The sequence below is a fragment of the Rhodococcus sp. 24CO genome (assembly GCF_050586165.1).
Taxonomy (GTDB): Bacteria; Actinomycetota; Actinomycetes; order Mycobacteriales; family Mycobacteriaceae; genus Rhodococcus_F.
In genome coordinates this window covers 563197-584540 of sequence record NZ_JAZFNF010000004.1, presented here as the reverse complement: position 1 = coordinate 584540, position 21344 = coordinate 563197, and the positions used below count along the sequence as shown (strand labels likewise).

Annotated in this window: 13 protein-coding genes and 1 rRNA gene; 5 read left to right on the top strand and 9 right to left on the bottom strand. The window is 62.7% G+C overall.

The features are described 5' to 3' along the window. Positions 1-66: ribosomal RNA gene (locus V2B23_RS12875) — 16S ribosomal RNA — on the bottom strand; the annotation flags it as partial. A 625-nt stretch (positions 67-691) separates the two neighbouring features. On the opposite strand from V2B23_RS12875, the gene V2B23_RS12870 reads away from it, so the two are divergent. Next, positions 692-1099: a VOC family protein gene (locus tag V2B23_RS12870; protein WP_430950677.1), complete on the top strand. Its 408-nt coding sequence runs from the start codon at positions 692-694 to the stop codon at positions 1097-1099. A gap of 84 nt (positions 1100-1183) precedes the next feature. Here V2B23_RS12870 and V2B23_RS12865 read toward each other — a convergent pair whose 3' ends face one another. Next, a complete protein-coding gene (locus tag V2B23_RS12865) occupies positions 1184-2158 on the bottom strand; it encodes a sigma-70 family RNA polymerase sigma factor (protein WP_430950676.1) in 975 nt (324 codons plus the stop codon). 90 nt (positions 2159-2248) lie between these two features. Here V2B23_RS12865 and V2B23_RS12860 point away from each other — a divergent pair, with 90 nt between their 5' ends. Together V2B23_RS12860 and V2B23_RS12855 are read left to right on the top strand one after the other, a co-directional pair. Then, entirely contained in the window at positions 2249-3034 is a 786-nt protein-coding gene (locus V2B23_RS12860) for an HD domain-containing protein (RefSeq protein ID WP_430950675.1), read from the top strand. Between the two features lie 683 nt (positions 3035-3717). Continuing rightward, positions 3718-9201 (top strand): carboxyl transferase domain-containing protein, encoded by a 5484-nt coding sequence (locus V2B23_RS12855; protein WP_430950716.1) that lies wholly within the window; start codon positions 3718-3720, stop codon positions 9199-9201. Between the two features lie 56 nt (positions 9202-9257). Here V2B23_RS12855 and V2B23_RS12850 read toward each other — a convergent pair whose 3' ends face one another. Next, complete coding sequence (locus V2B23_RS12850) at positions 9258-13121, bottom strand: cation-translocating P-type ATPase (RefSeq protein ID WP_430950715.1); 3864 nt, start codon at positions 13119-13121, stop codon at positions 9258-9260. A 2-nt stretch (positions 13122-13123) separates the two neighbouring features. Then, positions 13124-13561 carry a hypothetical protein gene (locus tag V2B23_RS12845; RefSeq protein ID WP_430950674.1) on the bottom strand — a complete coding sequence of 146 codons (438 nt, stop codon included), beginning with the start codon at positions 13559-13561 and terminating at the stop codon, positions 13124-13126. A gap of 194 nt (positions 13562-13755) precedes the next feature. Here V2B23_RS12845 and V2B23_RS12840 point away from each other — a divergent pair, with 194 nt between their 5' ends. Continuing rightward, entirely contained in the window at positions 13756-14703 is a 948-nt protein-coding gene (locus V2B23_RS12840; protein ID WP_430950714.1) for an aldo/keto reductase, read from the top strand. Between the two features lie 36 nt (positions 14704-14739). Here the strand turns inward: V2B23_RS12840 and V2B23_RS12835 are convergent, their stop codons facing one another. Both V2B23_RS12835 and V2B23_RS12830 read right to left on the bottom strand, forming a co-directional pair. Beyond that, positions 14740-15516, bottom strand: a complete 777-nt coding sequence (locus V2B23_RS12835) for a hypothetical protein (RefSeq protein WP_430950673.1) — start codon at positions 15514-15516, stop codon at positions 14740-14742. 148 nt (positions 15517-15664) lie between these two features. Beyond that, the gene (locus V2B23_RS12830; protein ID WP_430950672.1) at positions 15665-16912 is read right to left on the bottom strand and encodes a hypothetical protein; all 1248 of its coding nucleotides are present in this window, start codon (positions 16910-16912) and stop codon (positions 15665-15667) included. A gap of 100 nt (positions 16913-17012) precedes the next feature. Here V2B23_RS12830 and V2B23_RS12825 point away from each other — a divergent pair, with 100 nt between their 5' ends. Then, entirely contained in the window at positions 17013-18326 is a 1314-nt protein-coding gene (locus V2B23_RS12825) for a DUF5691 domain-containing protein (RefSeq protein ID WP_430950671.1), read from the top strand. Between the two features lie 61 nt (positions 18327-18387). Here the strand turns inward: V2B23_RS12825 and V2B23_RS12820 are convergent, their stop codons facing one another. From V2B23_RS12820 to V2B23_RS12810, 3 genes are all read right to left on the bottom strand, one after another. Then, positions 18388-19518: an acyl-CoA dehydrogenase family protein gene (locus V2B23_RS12820; RefSeq protein WP_430950670.1), complete on the bottom strand. Its 1131-nt coding sequence runs from the start codon at positions 19516-19518 to the stop codon at positions 18388-18390. An 8-nt stretch (positions 19519-19526) separates the two neighbouring features. Then, positions 19527-20702, bottom strand: a complete 1176-nt coding sequence (locus tag V2B23_RS12815) for an acyl-CoA dehydrogenase family protein (protein WP_430950669.1) — start codon at positions 20700-20702, stop codon at positions 19527-19529. A 104-nt stretch (positions 20703-20806) separates the two neighbouring features. Then, positions 20807-21253: a hypothetical protein gene (locus V2B23_RS12810; RefSeq protein ID WP_045069580.1), complete on the bottom strand. Its 447-nt coding sequence runs from the start codon at positions 21251-21253 to the stop codon at positions 20807-20809. Positions 21254-21344 lie beyond the last annotated feature (91 nt).

Here is a 21344-nt window from a genome sequence, read left to right as displayed (position 1 = left end):
CTCGACTTGCATGTGTTAAGCACGCCGCCAGCGTTCGTCCTGAGCCAGGATCAAACTCTCCGTTGAAGACTCTAGATTTCGCGGGCAAGCCCACTAATCAGTCATAGACAAAAAGAGTCAAATCACTAGCAAAAAAACTCAACTAGCAAAAAATGTGTCGGCAACCATTCAGACGGAAGAATGAACAATCACCGACGAAAAATACTCACACCCCGAACATCAGAACCGAAACCCGAAGGCCCGGAACATCATTCGACATGTGAAGTACCAAATTAATTTTGGCACTGACATTCATCGACACACTGTTGAGTTCTCAAAGAACACGCGCACACCATCACCGCGACCAACTGGCCACTCGCTCCGGGGCAACTTTTCCAGCCTATCCGATTCTCTGCACCGGCGCAAACCGGGCTGATCTTCGAAACTAACTGGAGTGTTCGCCAGGCACTTCGTACAACCTCGTGTCACTCGCTGTGAAGCGGGAGTCGGTGTCCGTGTCGCTCTGACTTGGAATAAGTTACGCGAAGATCAACACAACACCAAATCGCCTGGTCACGGCTCTACGAATAGTTAACAGCGGGAAATACTCACCAAAATCCTCACTCCCCGATGATTTTCTGCGTCACGGATGGTCTGTATGTGTGAAAGGAACCGAACAACAGCGGTTCCACCCGACAGCAAGGAGTACCCGATGTCCCGTCTGCTCTTCGTCAACATGCCTGTGAAGGATGTTTCCGCCACCCGCTCTTTCTTTGCCGGGCTCGGCTTCGAGTTCAACGACATGTTCAGCGACGAGAACACTGTGTCGATGATCGTCAGCGAGGCAGCGACGGTCATGTTCCTGAACGAGCCCCGATTCGGCGACTTCATCGCAGACGACATCTGTGACACGTCGAAAGCCCGCGAAGCCCTCATGTGTATCTCTGCAGAGAGCAGAGAAGAGGTGGACAGCTTTGTCGATGCAGCCATCGCGGCCGGCGGCTCCAAGTGGATGGAGCCTCAGGATCACGGCTTCATGTACGGACGCGCATTCCGCGATCTCGACAATCACGTCTGGGAGGTCATGTGGATGGACCCGGCTGCTGCAAATCCCCAGTAGCGGCGAATCCGCAGTAAGACTGCAACCGTCAGGGGTTGTGCGCGGGTTCGCGTGCAACCCCTGATTTATTGCAGCTCTGACCTGTTACAACTCTGCAGGTAGACCGAACCTGGGGAACAGGCTGAGATCGAAGAAGCAGGTCACGTGCGATATCCCCGACTCGGTGACGTCGAGAACATGCAGCTGGAAGGCATGGTGAATGCCGTCCGCCTGACGCATGTAGAGCCCGAACGCCGGCTGACCGTTGGCCGATGTAGGTAGTAGACGCATTGCCCCTGGCCCGTCGGCCGGGCATTTGTCCCCGATGAGCTGACCGATCGCCTCAGGGCCGCGGTACCAACCCTCGAACGGCGGCATTTCCCAGACCGCGTCGCGCGTGAACAACGCGACAATGGCGTCGACGTCGTAGCTCTCGAAACTACGGACGTATTCACGCAGCATTGTTCGCGCTTCCCCGGAACTGGGTTCGATGAGCGTGTCTTCGGTAGGCGCGATGTTGCTGATCTGTGCGCGTGCTCGTTGTAGAACGCTGTTGACCGCGGTCGTGGTGGTATCGAGGGCTTCGGCTACCTCTGCCGCTTTCCACTGCAACACGTCGCGCAACACCAATACCGCTCGCTGCCTCGGAGAGAGATGCTGCAGCGCCGCGATCAATGCCAACCGCACCGAATCTCGCTGCACAACCATGACGGCCGGATCGTTCACATCACCCAACGACGAGTCGGCGATAGGTTCGAGCCAGGCGATCTCATTGCGCTCGATCAACTCGTCGGATGGATCCGAACTGGGCGCACCCAACCCTGTCGGAAGTGGTCGCTTGGCGCGCCCTTCCAAGGCGGTCAAACACGTATTCGTCGCGATACGATAAAGCCAGGTCCGAAACGACGATTGGCCGCGGAAACCGTCGAACCCCCGCCACGCGCGGATGAATGTTTCCTGGACCTGGTCCTCAGCATCATGGATGGAACCCATCATGCGATAGCAGTGCGCCAGAAGCTCTCGCCGATACGGATCGGCAAGTGCCAGAAAATCGCTGTCCAACGCCTGATCGACTGTCATTTCCTCAGACTAGTTGCCAAAGCCGAGATACACAGGAGGACTCGAGGCAACAATGCATGTCATTTCCTGCCCCACAAACGAGAGGTTCCTATGCACGACACCACATCGATCAGCCGCACTTTCGACGCTATCGCTCTCAAAGAGATGGACCCAGCACTCCTTGCGCTCGCAGTCTTGGAGGCAGCGGAGCGGGCGTCCATTTCCGTCGAAGCCTTGCAGCAAGCGATGAATGTAGCCGCGCTCGCTCACATCGACCAGAACCGCAAGAACGGAATCAAAAACCCGGAGGATCCCTATATCGTCCACCCGTTGCGCAATGTTCTCAGGCTCCTCCGATACGGATGCGTCGATGCCGACGTTCTGGCGGCCACGGCTCTCCACGACACGGTGGAAGATCAACCCCGCGCCGTTATCGAACTGTTGTCCGGCCACCCGACCTCCGAAGAGGACAAATCCTTACTCCAACAGTTGGCGTCACAGGCTATTTCGAATACCTTCGGCAGTCGAGTAGCGAATATCGTTGCAGCCGTTACTAATCCGATCAACGACAGTCAAGATGGAAATGCTGTCAGTTATCAGGATCATGTCGTGGCGGCAATCGAAGATCCCGCCGTATTTCTCGTCAAATTCAGCGATTTCGTCGACAACGCGGGCAGCGTGAAGCATCTCGGCGAGCCGACGCGAACAAGGCTGTCCGCCAAGTACGCCCCCCTGGTCCGGTATTTCCGCACGGGGGCAAGCACACTCGGTAACCAGTTGAATCTTCCCCAGTCCGGACTTGACGACATCACTCACCATCTCGACGAACTGGAGGCTCGACTTCCGGTCGAGAGCTCAGATCCCCGCGAGTCCGAAAGCACTTCTACAGCAACGTAACTGGCAGTCATCGCAGTGAGGCCTGGGTTGAACCCTTGCCGTGAGTCACGCGGAGCCGCGCCGGGGTAGATCCGATTAAACCTGGGAGACGCAATTTCCTTGCTCTACATTTGCGTGGCGTTAACGTACTCGCCAGTAGTACCGACGGGTAACACTGGCCAGTAGCATAGGGCAAATTCAAAACTACTGCGCCAGAATCGAATTTGTTACCCACGAGTATTCGTTTTCGGACCCGGCTCGACGCTTCGTGATCCGCATCACAACGCCGAAAGTGTCTGTGGCACAGCCAATTAAACGATAAGCGTTACCGCAGTTCACGTTGACTAATATTCTTGAATTCGCCCAGGTGACATGTGGGCGCACATACTGCATCCTTAGATAAACCAGGGACTCCCTGGAGGCAGAAACACTATGTTGCTATTTCGTGATTGGAGCGGTTCTGAGTCCATGCCACAGGCGTGACGCGTGCACTCGGCGTCACCGGACTCACGAACCCACATGGCAAACACCTGCAGATGCGTATCCGGGGGCTAGCAATTCGCATCACCGCAGTTTTTGTCACAGCAGCAGTGCCCACAACCCGGAGCAAGTCAAAACCACAGCATGACGGTATGTGACGCACGATCAGCCCATATCGCGTCGTACGCGACGTATGAATCTCATCAAGGACGGTGGCAGTGACAATGTTCAAACGAATCGCAGTGGTCAATCGAGGTGAGGCCGCAGTCCGCCTGATCAGGGCAGTACGCGAACTGAATGCTGAACACGACTACGGCATTCGCGTCATTGCACTGCACACAGAGGCCGAGCGTCGGGCCATGTTCGTTCGCCAGGCAGACGAGGGCGTAACGCTGCGCAGCACCGGGACCGGCAGCCCGTATCTCGACTACGTCGAACTCGAACGGGCGTTGCTGGCAGCCAAGGCCGACGCAGTCTGGGTCGGCTGGGGCTTTGTCGCCGAAGACCCGGCCTTCGCGGAGATCGTGGCAAAACTTGGCATCACGTTCATCGGCCCCAGTGCCGACGCCATGCGACTGCTCGGTGACAAGGTTGCCGCAAAGATCCTCGCCGAGAAGGTCGGCGTCCCCGTCGCGCCGTGGAGCGGTGGACCGGTCGACACGCGCGCCGACGCTCGTCGCCACGCCCAGGCCATCGGCTACCCGCTGATCATCAAGGCTCGCAGTGGCGGTGGTGGACGCGGAATCCGCAAGGTCTGGGCCGAGGACGAACTCGAAGTCGCGCTCGAGCGCACCCAAGGTGAAGCCGAGCGTTCCTTCGGCGATCCCGTCGTCTTCCTCGAACGCCTGGTCACCGACGCACGCCACGTCGAGGTGCAGATCATCGCCGACAACCACGGCAACGTCTGGGCCCCCGGCGTCCGCGACTGCTCGATTCAGCGTCGCAACCAGAAGGTCATCGAGGAATCCGCCTCCCCCGTCCTGACCGAAGAGCAGTCGAACCACCTCAAAGAGGTGTCGGCAGAACTCGTCAAGGCCGCGGGATACCAGGGCGCAGGCACAGTCGAGTACCTCTATCAGCCCGAGAACAAGCTGTTCACGTTCCTCGAAGTCAACACGCGCCTGCAGGTCGAGCACCCCATCACCGAGGTCACCACCGGTATCGACCTGGTCAAGCTGCAGATCCTTGTTGCCAGCGGTGAAGAACTGATCGGCGATTGCCCGCCCGCATTCGGTCACGCGGTCGAGGCTCGACTCAATGCCGAAGACGCCGACAACGATTTTGCGCCGGCGCCCGGCACCGTCCAGTTGCTGAAGTTCCCCCTCGGCTCGGGTATCCGCGTCGACACCGGAATTGCAGCCGGCGACGTCATTCCGCCCGACTACGACTCGATGGTCGCCAAGGTCATCGCGTGGGGACGCACCCGTCCGGAAGCCCTCGCACGCCTGCGCACGGCGTTGCGGGAAACCACCGTCGTACTCGACGGCGGCACCACCACCAAGTCGTTCCTCCTCGATCTTCTCGATCGTGACGAGGTCATCTCGGCATCCGCCGACACCGGATGGCTCGACCGCACCGGCGCTCTGGATTCCACGACGCGGCGCGCCGACGTCGCTCTTGTCGCCACCGCGATCGACGCCTACGACGCCGAGGAATCGCTCGAGCGCGCCGCATTCCTCGCGTCCGCCCGTGGTGGCCGCCCCCGCGCCAACCACGCCATCGGCCGCACCGTCGAGCTGAACTACCAGGGTCAGGCCTACAAGCTGACCGTCGGCCGTACCGGTCCGCACAGCTATCGCGTCGACGGCGATGCCGGTGATGTCGAGGTGGACGTTGATCGGCTCGGTGACTTCGAGTCACGCCTGGTCATCGGTGATCGACGTTTTCACATCGTCTCCGTCGCAAGCCCGTCTCGCTACCTCGTCGAGGTCGACGGCATCAGCCACCAGATCAGCCAGGACGACGCCGGCGTTGTCCGCGCGCCCGCTCCCGCTGTGGTTGTCGCAGTGCCGGTTTCCGTCGGTGACGACGTCGAAGCCGGTTCCACCCTTGTAGTTCTCGAATCCATGAAGATGGAAACCGCGGTTCGCGCGCCGTACGCCGGAAAGGTCCGCGAGGTTCTTGCGACGGTCAACTCGCAGGTCGACGCGGGAGCACCGCTACTGCGCGTCGATCAGGTAGGCGACGAAGCTGTCACCGAGAAGGCTCCGCGCGTCGAATTCGACCTGTCCGCTTCGGCTTCCGGTTCGGACACCCGCTCCGACGCTCTGGCCCAGCTCGAAGCCCTGACCGCGATGATCAGTGGTTACGACGTCAGCGGCAAGCATGCCAATGCCGTTCTCGCCGAGTACGACGCACTGCGCGGCGCTCTCGAGTCGGAAGATCGTGAACTGGTGCAGGCGGAACTTGCCGTTCTGACCACGTTCGCCGATATCTGCGAGCTCTCCCGCAACAAGCCCACGTCAGGCGATACGGAGAAGGACGAATCCGTCCACAGCCCGCGCGAGCATTTCCACACGTTCCTGCATTCGCTGGACGTCGAACGTGAGGGTGTCCCGGCGTCGTTCCGCACTCGCCTCGAGCGCGCCCTGCGCCACTACGACGTCACCGATCTCGACGATCGCGTCGCCGTCGAGGAAGCTGTGTACCGACTCTTCCTCGCATTGCAGCGTATGGAAGCCCAGATCCCGGTCATCGCAGCACTTCTCGAAGGCTGGCTCGCAGGCGACAAGGCTCCCGGTTGCTCGGCTCAGGAACTGAACGAGGTCCTCGACCGACTGATCGTGGCAACGCAGGTGCGCTTCCCGGTTATCGGTGACGTCGCCCGCAACCTTCGGTTCCGGTTCTTCGACGAGCCGCGCATCCGCAAGGTTCGCGAAGACGTGTACGACGGTGTGCGCGGAAACATTGCATACCTCGAAGAGCAGCCGGACGCCGCAGACCGCGACCAGCGGATCGCCAATCTCGTGGCAACACCGGAACCGCTGCTCGACCTCTTGGGCCGCAAGATCGGCCTGGGTAGCCGTGACGGCGGACCGTTGGTCGAGGTCATCACGCGCCGGTACTACAAGATTCACTCCTTCGAGGACGTGCGCGCATTCGAGCACGTCGACCGTCGCTTTGTCACCGGTAACTTCGACCTCAAGGGTGACGGCCTACATCTGGTCTCCACCGTTGCCGAATTCGATGCTCTCGGAACGGCTCTCGACGACGTCACCACGATCGCGCAGGACGCCCCGGCCGGTCGCGGCCTGGTGATCGACATCTATCTCGACTGGCCGAACCAGCCGGCCGACGGTGACACTCTTGTCGAAACACTCCGAACTGCGCTCTCACGCAACGAGACCGTCAACAGCTCACGCCGCGTGACGGTCATCGTCTGCAACCCGAACGGTGATCCGGTCCGCTGGGTCACGTTCCGTCCTGTTGCCGGAGAACTGGTCGAGGACCAGATCATTCGCGACATGCACCCGTTGACCGGTCAGCGTCTCGACATGTGGCGTCTGAAGAACTTCAACGGCAAGCGCCTTCCCGCCCCGGAGAACACCTACCTGTTCCACCTCTCCGCCAAGGAGAACCCGTCGGACGAGCGTCTGATCGCGCTGGCCGAGATTCGCGACGTGACACCGCAACTCGACGACGAGGGCCGGATGGTTGCGCTTCCCGCAATCGAACGCACCCTCGCCGCGTGCCTCGACGGTATCCGCCGCGCCCAGAGCCAGCGTGGCGACAAGCGTCGTCTTGCCGCCAACCGGGTTGTTCTCTACGTGTGGCCTCTTGCGGACGTTCCCGCTAATCGATTCTCCGTGATCGCACAGAACGCCGCCCGCCTGACCGTCGGCGCCGGAATCGAAGAGATCACCCTGATCACGCGTCTCAAGGATCCCAAGGGCGGAGCGCCCGAAGAAGTTGCGTTGCGCTTCTCGTACCGCGCCGGCGCCGGAGTGGTCATCAACAAGACCGAACCGCCCACCGAGCCGCTGCTCCCCCTCGACTCGTACGCCCAGAAGGTGCAGAGCTCACGCGCTCGCGGCACCGTCTACCCGTACGAACTGGTGCCACTCCTCACCGGCAACAAGGGCACGTTCGTCGAGCACGATTTCGACGACGCTGGAGTTCTGGCTCCCGTCGACCGCCCGTTCGGCCTTAACAAGGCCGGAATTGTTGTCGGACTTGTCAACACGCCGACGCCTCGCTACCCAGAGGGCATGACACGCGTCGCACTGTTCGGTGATCCCACGAAAGCACTGGGAACTGTTGCCGAGGCCGAGTGCTCCCGCGTTGTCGCTGCCATCGACCTGGCTGAAAAGCTGAACGTGCCCGTCGAATGGTTTGCACTGTCCTCCGGTGCCACCATCTCCATGGACAGCGGTACCGAGAACATGGACTGGGTCTCACGCGGCCTGCGCCGGATCATCACGTTCACCCAGAACGGCGGCGAGATCAACATCGTTGTCACCGGCATCAACGTCGGCGCGCAGCCGTACTGGAACGCCGAAGCCACGATGCTCATGCACACCAAGGGCATTCTGGTGATGACCCCGGACAGCGCGATGGTTCTGACCGGCAAGCAGTCACTGGACTACTCCGGTGGCGTCTCCGCTGAAGACAACTTCGGCATCGGCGGCTACGACCGCGTCATGGGCCCCAACGGCCAGGCACAGTACTGGGCACCCGACCTCACGGCCGCGTGCGAAATCCTGTTCCGTCACTACGCGCACTCGTACCTCGCTCCCGGAGAACGTTTCCCGCGTCGGGCGAATACAGCCGACCCGGTCGACCGTGACGTGCGTAGTTTCCCGCACACTCACCCGTCGAGCGACTTCGAGACCGTCGGGGACGTCTTCTCGTCCGTCAAGAACCCGGATCGCAAGAAGCCCTTCGACATTCGGACGGTCATGCGTTCGGTGGTCGACCAGGACCACTCCGTGCTCGAGCGGTGGGCCGACATGGCCGGCGCCGACACCTCCGTGGTGATCGACGCGCACCTCTCCGGATACCCGGTCACCGTTGTCGGCATCGAGTCTCGCGCAATTCCGCGTAAGGGACACTTCCCCGCCGACGGTCCGGACACCTGGACGTCGGGAACGCTGTTCCCGAACTCGTCGAAGAAGACGGCCCGCGCCATCAACGCCGCAAGTGGCAACCGTCCGATCGTGGTGCTGGCCAACCTGTCCGGCTTCGACGGCTCCCCCGAGTCGCTGCGCAACATTCAGCTGGAATACGGCGCCGAGATCGGCCGGGCCATCGTCAACTTCGACGGCCCGATCGTGTTCTGTGTCGTCTCCCGCTACCACGGTGGCGCGTTTGTGGTGTTCTCCGGAGCACTCAACGACAACATGGAAGTTCTGGCCGTGGAAGGATCGTTTGCGTCCGTCCTCGGCGGCGCCCCCGCCGCAGCGGTGGTGTTCACCCGCGACGTGAATACCCGCACCAACAAGGACCCGAAGGTTCAGCAGCTGGAATCGGACCTTGCCGCAGCGAAGGACGACACCGAAAAGGCGCGTCTACGAGTCGAACTGAGTGCGCAGCGCATCGCAGTGCGCTCCGACAAGCTCGGCGAGGTGGCATCGGAGTTCGAGGCCATCCACAACATCCAGCGTGCTCGTGAGGTCGGCTCGGTCGATGCGATCGTGCCTGCCGCCGAACTGCGTCCGCAGATCATCGCGGCCGTCGAGCGTGGCATGAAGCGCGCCGTCGCGCAGTAGTAACCGCAGACACACGTGGCCCCCGCCGGATTATTCCGGCGGGGGCCATCTGTGTATCAGCTCGCGTTCTCGGGCATCACCAACCGCTCGATGACGGGTGCGGCGACGGCAGCAAGAGTGGTGGCGCCGCAAGCACATCCGATTGCCTGCGCCCAGGCGAGCGGACCGAGCGGGGTGCAGCCAAGGAATTGGCTCACTACCGGGGTACTGACTAGAACGCTGAGCACCCCAACGGACCCCACAGCCGTCGCCACCACCAGCGGGCTCCGCGATTCGATCAAGGTTTGCCCGAGTTGAGTGCCCACCAACGCCACCAGAGCCACCGTCGACGCACGCCTCCGTCGACCGGTCATCCGGGCAAGAATCCAGGCGGACAGAGCACCGGCCGCGGTTGCGCCGCCGCGGACGGCTATGGTGCGCCACAAGGCATCTGCGTCCGTCGCCGGTGTATCGCTGCGGCCCTCGGCAGTCGGCGTACTCACTGCCAATGCTGCGGCAGGCAACGCGTCGGTCATGAGATTGACGAGCAACATCTGTCGCGCATTGAGTGGCGATATCCCGGACAATGCACTGCCCATCAACGCAAACGCCACTTCACCCGCGTTGCCGCCGAGCAGGACACCCACCGCCGAGCGCACCCGTTGCCACAACTGGGCTCCTTCGTCGAGTGCGTCGATCAGTCCACTGACCCGACCTTCCAGAAGGACGATGTCCGCAGCGCCCCTGGCGGGATCACTACCGGTGGACGCAACTCCGATACCCACGCTGGCAGCGCGGATCGCGGCCGCGTCGTTAGCGCCGTCGCCCACCATCGCGCACACCGAGCCACTGGACTCCAGGGCATGGACAACCTGCACCTTGTGCTCAGGTGTCATCCGCGCGAACACAGTTCGTTCCGCGACCGCTGCCTCCTTTTCGGTGTGGGACATGTTCTCCCACTCCGAACCGGTGAGCACGTCATCCGGGTCCACGTCCAACCCCAACTCCCCCGCAACCGCTGCCGCGGTCAGCGGATGATCGCCGGTGATGACCCGCACGCCCAGTCCCCGCTCGCGAAGTTCCGCGACGAGTTGCCCGGCATCGGAGCGGAGCGTGTCGGAAAGCCCGAGCAGTCCGACCGGCTCCAGATCATGTGCGCAGCACTCTTCCAGAAACTCGGGATCGTGCGCAGCACGCTGAGCAGCCGACTCGGACAGCTCACGTTGAGCCACCGCGATGACCCGGAGCCCACGCTTCGCCATCTTCTTGACATGCCCTGACGACACACGCTTTTTCGAAGCAGCTGCGTGCGAAACGAACTCGGGTGAACCTTTGAGAGCAATCCGATGCCCGATCAACGCGGCCGAATACGGCCGGCCCGATCGGAACGGCACCATCGCCGACGCTTCCGCGTCCTCGAATACGAGTGGATGCGCCAAAACCTCGTCGGCTGCACTGACAACAGCCGCGTCGGTCGAGTGAAAGACCTGATCGCCACTGTTACTCAAGGCACTTCGCGCGGCGACTTCCAGAATCCGATTTCCCCGCCAGCCGTCGACCCGCTCCACAGCCGCGACGTGCAGATGGTTCTCGCTCAGCGTTCCGGTTTTGTCGAAACACACCACGTCCACACGCCCCAGCGCTTCGATCGAGCGCGGTGAACGGACCAGCGCTCCCACCGAGGTCAGTCTGCGCGCGGCAGCCTGCTGCGCCAGAGTGGCAACCAACGGCAAACCTTCCGGCACAGCGGCAACGGCAACCGCGACGCCACCAGTCACCGCCTGCCGCAGCGCTGTGCCACGAAGCAGTCCCACCGCGGTCACCAACGCCCCACCGCCGAGACTGACCGGGAGCGTCTTTCGGGTGAGATCTCGGAGTCTGTGCGTCAGTCCCACTTCGGGGCCGCGCTGCGGTGCCCGGACGTCGACTTTGCGCGCTTCGGTCTGCGAGCCCACGGCGGTCACCACTGCGCGGGCATCGCCGGCAACGACGGTTGTGCCGGCGTAGACCATGCAACTTCGCTCGGCCACCGGCACTCCCGGAGTTGGGTCGGTCTGCTTCTCGACCGGCATGGATTCGCCGGTCAACGAGGATTCGTCGACCTCGAGCGAATCGACGTCGAGAAGCCGAGCGTCGGCAGGCACCACGTCTCCGGATTCGAGAACCACGATGTTGCCGACTCCCAACTGATCCGCCGGAACCCGCTCGGGCTCCGACCCGTTGGATACGCGCCGCGCCAACGGCTCCTGCACCCGAAGGAGTTCGCGAACAACATGTTCCGAGTGCAGTCGCTGTACCGCAGACAGCGTGGCATTACCGGCCAACACGGAACCCACCAGAAACGCGTCGATCGGCGAGCCCAGAATTGCACTGGCCGCCGATCCGGTCGCCAGTACCGGCGTCAGGGGATCCGATAACTCGGATCGGACTGCGTCCAGAACGTCGCGGCCCACCCGGATCGGCGCAGCAACGCGCGACAACGGTCCGGATCGAGTTTCAGCCGGCGCCTTCTCGTCGTGCGACGGGAGTTCTTGTAGCACTTCGTCGGTCCCCAGCTCATGCCAGTCGTTGCGCGAGGAACCTTCGGGAAGATCGACACCAACTGCCGAGCGGGCCAACTGGAAACCGGTCCACAGCGCAGCGCCGGCCCCGATCGTAATCGGACCCGGGCCGCGGCCACGCACGCCGGGAAGCATGACCAAGGCGCCCAGGACCGAAGCACCGCTGGATAATTCGACGCCGCGTCTCGTCGCTGCCCGTGCCGCTGGCAGAGCGTGCAGCACGCGCCACACTCCGGCAAGGTCATGTTCGAGGATATCCGCAGACGGCGGCGCCCGATCAGGCTCGGCCACGCCGATCCTGATCTCAGCAGGACCGGCCAGGTGGACCGAACTGACCACTCCGACACGTGCGCCGGAATCCGACAGCGTCGTCAGTGCCGATTCCAACGCCCGGTCGACGTCCCGGTCGCTGTCGCCGGGGGCATCGAGGAGTTCGTCGAAACCGCCGCGCAGAGACCCGAGAGTGTCGACATCGAGGCTGACGGCGCGTACCCCAGCAGCCCGCAGTTCCGCTACTACAGCTTGTGCCAATGGTTTTCGGGCGGGACGCACCAGCACATCGGCACCGCCGATCCGGTGCCACCCGACAGTGAGCTTGTCGTTTCCCAGTTTTCGGCGCGAACGGTTCCAGATATGAACCCGGTCCGAGTCCGCGACACCGCGAATGTCTGCCACCCGAAGCTCCTGGGTGAGGAGTACCCGCGGATCGATCAGAACTGTGTCGACCCGGTCGAGCCGCCGAGCGGCACCGGGGTCGACAACCAGCGATCCCTCGCGCTGCCACAGCTCCCTCGTCAGCACCGAGGCAAACGCCTCGCGGGAAATCCGCAACGCCCGTGGCGCCGCAACACGCACTGCAGTCGACGCGATCTCGGAATTCTGGGTAAGCGCACCGACTGCAGCACCACTTGCCAACTGAGCCAGCGCTACTCGCTCCGCATGGCGCTCACCTTGCCCGCGGCTCTCGTCATCCGGCACCTCCGACGACACGGCAACACCCCACTCCTGCGACGCGTTACGCAGACTCCAGGCTTCGCCGAGCAGCAGCGAGCGCATGCCCAGATCAACCGTCAACGCCGCAGGTGCCTGTGTCACCACGTCGGTCACCGACTTGGCCGATTCGAGGATCAGATCGGTCAATTCGCGCCCGAGGAGGCGTTCCAGCTGCTGACGCAGCGCCGGTTGATGATGTAGAACCGAGACCCCGGCCGCGAGCAACGACGATCCCGGTAGGTTCGGTACCCGCGTCACCGAACCTGCCAGTGCCGGAACAATTCCCGCGGCCGCAACAGCAGTGCTGAAGGCCCGTCCGATCAATTGACGATCGGCCGTGGATCGAAACGGTGTGGACAGAAGTCCGGTGAGTCCGGCTGGGAACATATTCACGCCACCGGTCCCGGTTTGGTCGTATATTTTTCCGGCGTGCCCACACCTGCCACCTGCGCAGGATCCGGCGTCTGGGCAGCACCCAGCTCCGCTCTCACAGTCTTGTCGATTTTCTTCTGCTCGACTTCTTTCGGCTCACCTGCCTCCCGCTCGCCGTCGTGACGATCCCACTGCCGTAGCACGACGGCCGCGCCGCCCACACCCAGCAGGATCGGCCACTCGACCAAACCGGCAGCACCCATCGCCGCGAGGGTGAGAACAGCCGTCGGCGTCGACTTGCTTCCCGCTCGCACACCGTCGCGAACACCACCGACCGCGCCGCGGATTCCGCCGTTCACCCCGCCGACAAGACCGCCACCCACGGCGCCCACGGCACTGGTGGTCACGCTTGCCGCGCCCGTTACCACCCGGGTCGCTTCACTGACCATCGACATCGGACTCTCCTTCTCACAGTCCGTCGAACAAAGCTCATTACCAAGTGGCCATACCCCGCACCGCCAGAGGCAATCACGAACAGCAACGATTTCGACCCGTTCTCCGGACTCCACACCCCCTTCCGGAGTGCTACACGGTACGGTTCGAACGTCGACGAATGGCGTCGGCGTTGCATCGACGGGAGTTCTGCGCAGTGGCGAAAATCGGCAGCTCGGATATCGACATTTTTCGGTTGTCCTTGGGCGGCAACCCCTTCGGGTGGACCGCTGACGAGGCGACGTCCTTCGAGATACTCGACGCCTTTGCCGAATCCGGTGCGAACTTCATCGACACCTCCGACTCGTACACGGCCTCCGCCCCGGGTAACTCCGGTGGAGAATCCGAAACCATCATCGGAAAGTGGATCACCGATCGCGGGCTCCGGGAAGACATCGTCGTTGCCACCAAGGTCGGCAGCCACCCCGATTTCAAGGGGTTGAAGGCAGAGAACATCGCTGCCGCAGCGGACGCGTCACTTCGCCGCCTCCAAGCCGACCGCATCGATCTGTACTACGCACACTTCGACGATCCGAGTACACCGCTCGAGGAAACTCTCGAAGCGCTCAACGCACTGGTCGAGAGCGGCAAGGTTCGACACCTCGGCATCTCGAACTACACACCCGAACGCGTTCGCGAATGGCTGCGAATCACGGAGGAGAACGGGTACGCGCGACCCATCGCGTTGCAGCCCCACTACAACCTGGTGCACCGGAATTCGTACGAACCGGAGCTCGCGAAGATCGCCACCGACAACAACATCAGCGTCTTTCCCTACTTTGCACTCGCGTCCGGGTTCCTCACCGGAAAGTACCGAACCCGCGCGGATATCGACGGAAGCCCCCGCGAACGCATCACGGCAAGTTACTTCAGCGATGCCGGTCTGGCGGTGGTCGACGCGATTGCCGAGATCGCCGCAAATCACACCTGTGAAATGTCGACCGTCGCCTTGGCCTGGCTGCTGACCCGGCCAGGCATCACAGCGCCCATTGCCAGCGTCAGCCGAGTGGAACAGCTTCCAGCACTACTCGACGCACCGGATCTGGTGCTCTCGTCGAGTGAGCTCGACCTGCTCGAACAGGTGTCTGCAGCAGTGGGAGCTTAGGCGCAGTGATGTGAGCTCAGGCGCAGTGATGAGAGCTCAGGCGCTACGGCGGTGCCGCGAACCCAACGCGGCGCCGTCGACGGTCCAGAACACCCAACCGTCGTAGCTCTCGATATCTCCGGAAATATGTCCGGTGACAGCATTCGCAGCAGCTGTCGGGTTGGGGAACCTGCGTCCCTCCATGGGGCCACGCATGATTTCGAGTACGCCGCTCGTTTCGTCGAATCGACCGATCCAGCGGTACCCGTGGCAATCGGCGCTCACCTCGACGCGCAGATCAATCACCGGGATCTCGTCGTCGGCGGCGCTGGCACGACGCTTCTTGACGACAACCGCAGTCTTCGCGCGCTTCGGTGCTACCGGCGCTGCAACGTGGATGCTCGGATCCTTGACCGCAGCGACGCCCAGAACGTCCCAGCGGTCATGCCCGTGGGCAACACGTCCACGCGCAATTGCGTGATGCCCCGTTCGGGTGCGACCCGGGGTGTCCATCATCCACAGATCGACCTCGGACCGGATATCGTCCGCCACCTCCACCGACGGCAGCATGAAGAACTGGTGAGGGGTAACCGCAAGATCGACAAAAACCCAGAACTCGGAGCGAGTGTCGTCGCTCTCGATCGACTCGTCCTGGCGCCGGGCCTGCCAGTCACCATCGAGCTTGGACCGAACCCGGACGATGCGAGAACTGCCGTCATTGCCCGTCACCTGCACCGGGTTGCGACGCGAATGCGTCAACCGCACGGCCTGGCCCCCACGCTGGGTTACCTCGGAAATGAACGCGTTGATGCCACGACTTGCGGTGTCTTCCATGGTCGACTTTCTTGAAGCTGTTGCGCCCGGTATCGCCAGATCGGCCTGCGGGTGGGGCGCCAGCGAACAATTGTCGCGTCCAACGCCCGGCGAATCCGGCTCACGGCCGGCTACTTACCTCGACCTTACCGCGCCCACGCTTCAACACCTAAGGTGCGGGCCGCTCATTCCCAGAGGTCAGAAGTGCGATGTCGCCGTACAGCGCCGCGCGGTGGGCGAACATCAGCTCCTCGACACCGTCGAATTGATCGCCGACGTAGTGCGTGTTGGCCGCCGACAACTCCCGCGATCCGGACCGCGCCAGCAGGTCGTCGATGCGGCTGTCCAAGCTCGCCGCGTGCTCCACGGCCCGCTGAGAACTGAGCTGCTCCTCAGCCCGGGAGACCAGGTCACCGATCCGCGCCAACGCCGCAACTCGCTCGACCAACTGATCCCACACCGCGCCGAGGGCCCGCGTTCGCGAGTCGATCGACTCTCTTGTCGCCGCGTCGCGCGCAAGGTCGGCGGCCTCGTCGAGTTCGGCAAGGATCGACCGCAAGGCAACCGTATCCACGGATATCTGGGTTATCTCGTCGGCAAGGTCGAGTTGATTGCGTTGAACGACAAAATGATCGGAATGCCAGGCATGCGAGGACTCGATGCGGTCGTACACGTTGCCGGCCAGATAGAGCAGCGCGTCGTATTTCCCGGCGATGCCGTCGTCGTCGTGTGGCGCCAAGCCGTCGAGCACTTCGGCCATACGACGGCCCGCGTCGGCGAGGACTCCGGAACCCTCGATGCTTGCCAACCGCCCGGCGAGTTTATCGAGTGCAGCACTTCCGCTATCTGCGACGGAGCCCAGTCCGGTAGTCGACTTCGCCGGGACCGGTGTGCGCGTGAGTCCGACGAACAGGGCTTCGCGTTGCTCCACGTCAAGATGCAGTCCGTCACGCCGGTCCTTGCGAATAGCGCGGACGCTGCTCGCAAAATGGCGGTTTGATCGCACGACCGCCGAGCGTGCGGCGTGGACGCGTTTCTCCAAAGCCTGCACTCGCCGTTCCAGGACAACCTGCACCGGACCGATTCGGGCAGCGCTCAGCCGTCGACACGTTCGCGTGTACTCGTCCGTGAGGTATCTCAGCTCGGACCAGCCACCGATGTCCGGGAACGACCGTCCGACCGCGCGACGGTTGGCCATGACTGCCCGGGTCTCGTCGTCGACGTAGCCGCCCGCCAACAGCAGCGCGACTTCAGTGGACAGCTCGGGGCGATTCGATTCGACGATTCCTGCTTCGCACCAGGTTCGGACATGGCTGGAAATCAGGGCACGACGTTCGGCAACCGACACATCTGCACCACTGTTCACTTCCGCCCCACTGGTTCCATCGCCCACCGTGACGCCATGAATTTCTGCCATGTCAAGCCTCCCAGGTGCCGCTGTCCACTCTCCCAGAATCTCGACATCCGCGCCGCTACCCCGAGTGAAAGTCGGCACACCCCTGCCTTACCGTAGGCAAGTGACCTCGCTGCGATCCGCCGGAACGGCAGAGCGTCCGACGCTCCCCGCGTCGGCGATCACGCACGTGACGTCACTGCTCGAGACGCGGTCACCGTCGTTGCCCGAATGGTTCGAGGTTGCCGAGACCTACCGATACGTTGCCCCCGCACCGACGGTTCCCGCGCTCATGGAAGCGGCGCGCACCCACCTCGAACATCGCGAGGCCCTCCTTCGACTTGCCGGTCCGCGCGGACAGTATCTGGCAGACCACAATCCTGCCTGGGCACAATTGCGTCGCGTCGGGTCACGCCGCGACGAACTGTGGCTCTCACCCGACCCGGACGACCGTCTTGCGTGGTTCGACTACATCCGCACAGTTGACCCCGCGCTCGCAACGGAAGAACTCGACATCGCGTGGGACAACGAACCCGCGGGATTGCGACGCCAATTCCTGGACCGGCTGAGCGTCGGCTTGGGCGAGCACGACTACGACATTCTCGAACGCGGACTCGACGATCTGTCGCCGCCGGTCCGAGAACGTTCGATCCAACTGCTCCGCCAACTTCCCGAGTCCCCGTTTGCCGAACGTATGGCTACCCGGGCTCACACCTGGGTGCGACTCGAGACCAAACCCCTGCGGCCGCGCCTCGTCATTCGGTTGCCCGGTTCACTCGACGACAAAGCCCCACGCGACGGTATCGAAGACGTCGGGGCCCAGTACAAGGGAATCGGGAAATGGTGGCTACGCCAAGTGGTGACGGCTACTCCGCTTGTGTTGTGGGAAGCGATGATCGGTTCACCACACGACGTTCTTCGCATTCCCATCGAGAAACAGTGGCGCGACGTGATGACCGAATCATGGACCGCCGCAACAGTTCTGCAGAAGAACCCGGCCTGGGCATCGGCTTTGCTCGAGCGGGACGGCAGAAACACCGACCGCCGCGTCGTCGCAATTGCGCATCCGCGTGAACGGATCACGTACATCCTTGCCGGCCATGCGGACAGCTATCTCCTCGGCGTCGACGGCAGTGCACTGCTGGACGGCATCGACCGCCCCTGGCCGCTGGCGATCGCCCACAAACTTGTCAGCGCCCTCGAATGCGAAGCCGCCAAACACGCTGCCTCCGGCGAAGAACTGGGCATCCACTCCCGTCACAGCCACTACTCGACGCTGCGAAGCGCGCAAGCCCGCTTCCCCCTCGACGCCGGTGCGCTCCTGCTGGAGGCGGCCGAGCGAACACAGTCCGCCGACTGGCAACGTGCATTCACCGAGACCGCCGCGCACATCGAAGCGCGCAGAATCCGGTTGGACGTGCTGCGGGGCGGACACTGACCGGTCAGGGGCCACACCCCGCGACTGCGGAATGCGGCCCCTGACCGGCTCTCGTGGAAGATCAGACCACAGTGACCATTTCGTGGTCGGCCACGCCTGCAGCCAACACACGCAAGTGATCCTCGGCGCTGCCGAGCGTGTGCTCGATGGCAACAAGCCTGCTGACGTAATGACCTACCGGGTACTCCGCCGTCATACCGATGCCACCGTGCATCTGAATTGCTTCCTGACCGATCAGGCGCGCCGATCGCCCGATCTGCAACTTGACCCGAGACGCGATGACGGGATCGACCACTCCGTCGGCCAGCGACATCGTCGCGTACAAGCTCATGCTGCGCGCCAACTCGAGTGACACGTACAGGTCCGCCGCGCGATGTGTCAGCGTCTGGAACTTCGCCAGCGGAACCCCGAACTGCTTGCGCGTCTTGAGGTATTCGGTGGTCAGACGCAGTGCCTCTTCCATCGCACCGACAGCCTCGGCACACAAAGCGGCCTGCTCACGAATCTGCGCGGCCACGATCAACGCCGACGCGTCGCCGCCCGCACCGAGCGCCTCGGCAGGCGTATCGGTGAACTCGACCTGCGCTCCACGCAAACCGTCGTGGGTTGCGTAGGACTTGCGGACCAATCCGGATGCGTCACTTTTGACCAGGAACAGGCCGACACCGCCTTCCGGCAAGCTCGCGCTCACAACCAGGATGTCCGCAGATCCGCCGTGGCCGACCGGATTTTTGATACCGGTAATACTCCAGCCGTCACCCGCCGGCGTTGCCGTCGTCGCCCGCTGCGTTGCAGGCCAACGAATTCCGGGTTCCTGATCGGCAAAAGCAAGGAATGTGACGCCCTCGGCAACCCCGGAAAGAATCGACGACCGCTGCTGCGCGCTGCCGCCTTCGGAGATCAGTCCACCCGGCGTCACGACTGCGTCCAGAACCGGCTCCGGCGCAAGGCGTCGACCGATCTCGGTCATGACAGCGCCGATCTCGACGGGACCGGCGTCCATGCCACCATCGTCCTCGGAGAACGTCAGACCAAGCAGTCCGACCTCTGCCAACTGCTTCCACACCTGCGGGCTCCAACCGGGGTCTGCGTCGGTGATGGCATTTCGCTTTTCCGCGTCGTAGCTACGCGAAAGAAGATCCTTGGTGGTGTCGCGAAGAAGCTTCTGTTCGTCATTGAGTTCGAAGTCCATGCCACGCCTCACAATCCGAGGATCGAGGAGGCGATGATGCTGCGTTGCACTTCGCTCGATCCGCTGTAGATGGAAACCTTGCGGTAGTTCAGGTAAGCCGGGGCCGAGTGCTGCGCCCAGCCCGCCGACGCGATGTCGGTGCCCGCGTCGAACGGCAGCGAATCGGGGCCGGCAACGTCCATCAGCAACTCGGTGCTGGCCTGCTGCAATTCGGAGCCACGCAACTTCAGCAAGGAGGAAGCCGGGTTCGGCTTACCGTCCGTGGATCCTGCGACAACACGCAGTTGGGTGAGCTCCAGCGCGAGCAACTCGTTTTCGAGCTCTGCCAGGCGAGCGGCGAACAACGGATCTTCGAGCAGCGTCCCGTTTCCGACCTTGACCTCAGCGGCATGTGCTTTTGCCTGAGCCACACGGACTTTGGAGAAACCGACCCGCGTGACGCCGGTGCGCTCGTTGCCGAGCAGGAACTTGGCGTAGCCCCAGCCCTGATTTTCCTCGCCGACCAGATTCTCGCCCGGAACGCGGACGTCCTCGAAGAAGACCTCGTTGACCTCGTAGCCACCGTCGATCAGCTTGATCGGACGGACCGTCACACCCGGCGTCTTCAGATCGACCAGAATGAACGAGATACCCGCCTGCCGCTTGGGCGCATCGGGGTTGGTGCGAACGAGGCAGAAGATCCAGTCTGCGTGCTGACCGAGCGTGGTCCAGGTTTTCTGGCCGTTGATCACCCAGTCGTTGCCGTCCCGGACTGCGCGGGTCTTGAGCGACGCGAGGTCGGAACCGGCTTCCGGCTCCGAAAAGCCCTGACACCACCAGATATCGAGGTTTGCCGTCGCCGGAAGAAACTTCTCTTTCTGTTCCTGCGAACCGAAAGCCGCGATGACCGGTCCGACCATGTTCGCGTTGAACGCGAGGGGCTCCGGAACAGACGCCAACTGCAACTCGTCGAGCCAGATGTTGTGCTGAACCGGAGTCCAATCCTTACCGCCCCACTCGACCGGCCAGTGCGGGACGGCCAGGCCGTGGGCGTTGAGGATTTGCTGCGACTCGACCATTCGCTCGCGTCCCAGCTCTTCCCCGTGGGCGTACGCGTTCCTGGTCGATTCAGGAATCTGTGTGCGGAAGAAAGTCCGCATTTCGTCCCGGAACGCCAGTTCCTCGTCGGTCAACGCCAGATTCATCGTGATTCCTTCGCACTCGAAACCGGATTCATGTTCGACTCGACCGTACCCCGATCGCTCACGACAAGGCTAGGACACCCGGAGAAAAGGCGGACCGAATCCGACTACACGGTTTTCAAAACCAAAAGGAACCCACCACCAGCAGGGTCGATACTCGTTTCGACGTTCAGATCCGGGGCCAATCGCGAGAGCCGATCGAGCAACCACTCCGACGCGTCCTGGGCGTCGTCCTTGCCGGGGCAACGTGCAACCGCGACCCGGCCACCTTTACGTTCGAGCTGCTCCACAACACCGATGATCGGCGCGGGATCAACCACGAACAACCGATCCGGCCACGCCACGACCGGCTTGACGGCACCCTTCTTGGTGTTGCATGCGCGGTGTGCGAGTCGCTCGACACCACCCTTGGACTTGCCGCCCTTCTTGGCGGTGTTGATGCTGTCGACACTCGGGCCGCGGGGATCGTTCACCGACATGTCGGGGTCGACGGGCTCGTCACACAGCCAGCAGCGCCAGGATTCACGATCGCCGACTTCTTGAAGAGTAATCATGGGTAGCAACGCTACCCGTGCGCACTTTTGGCAGCGTGAACAGCCAAAAGTGCGCACCATGCGGGTCGCGTGAATGTGACAGCCCCTTGCC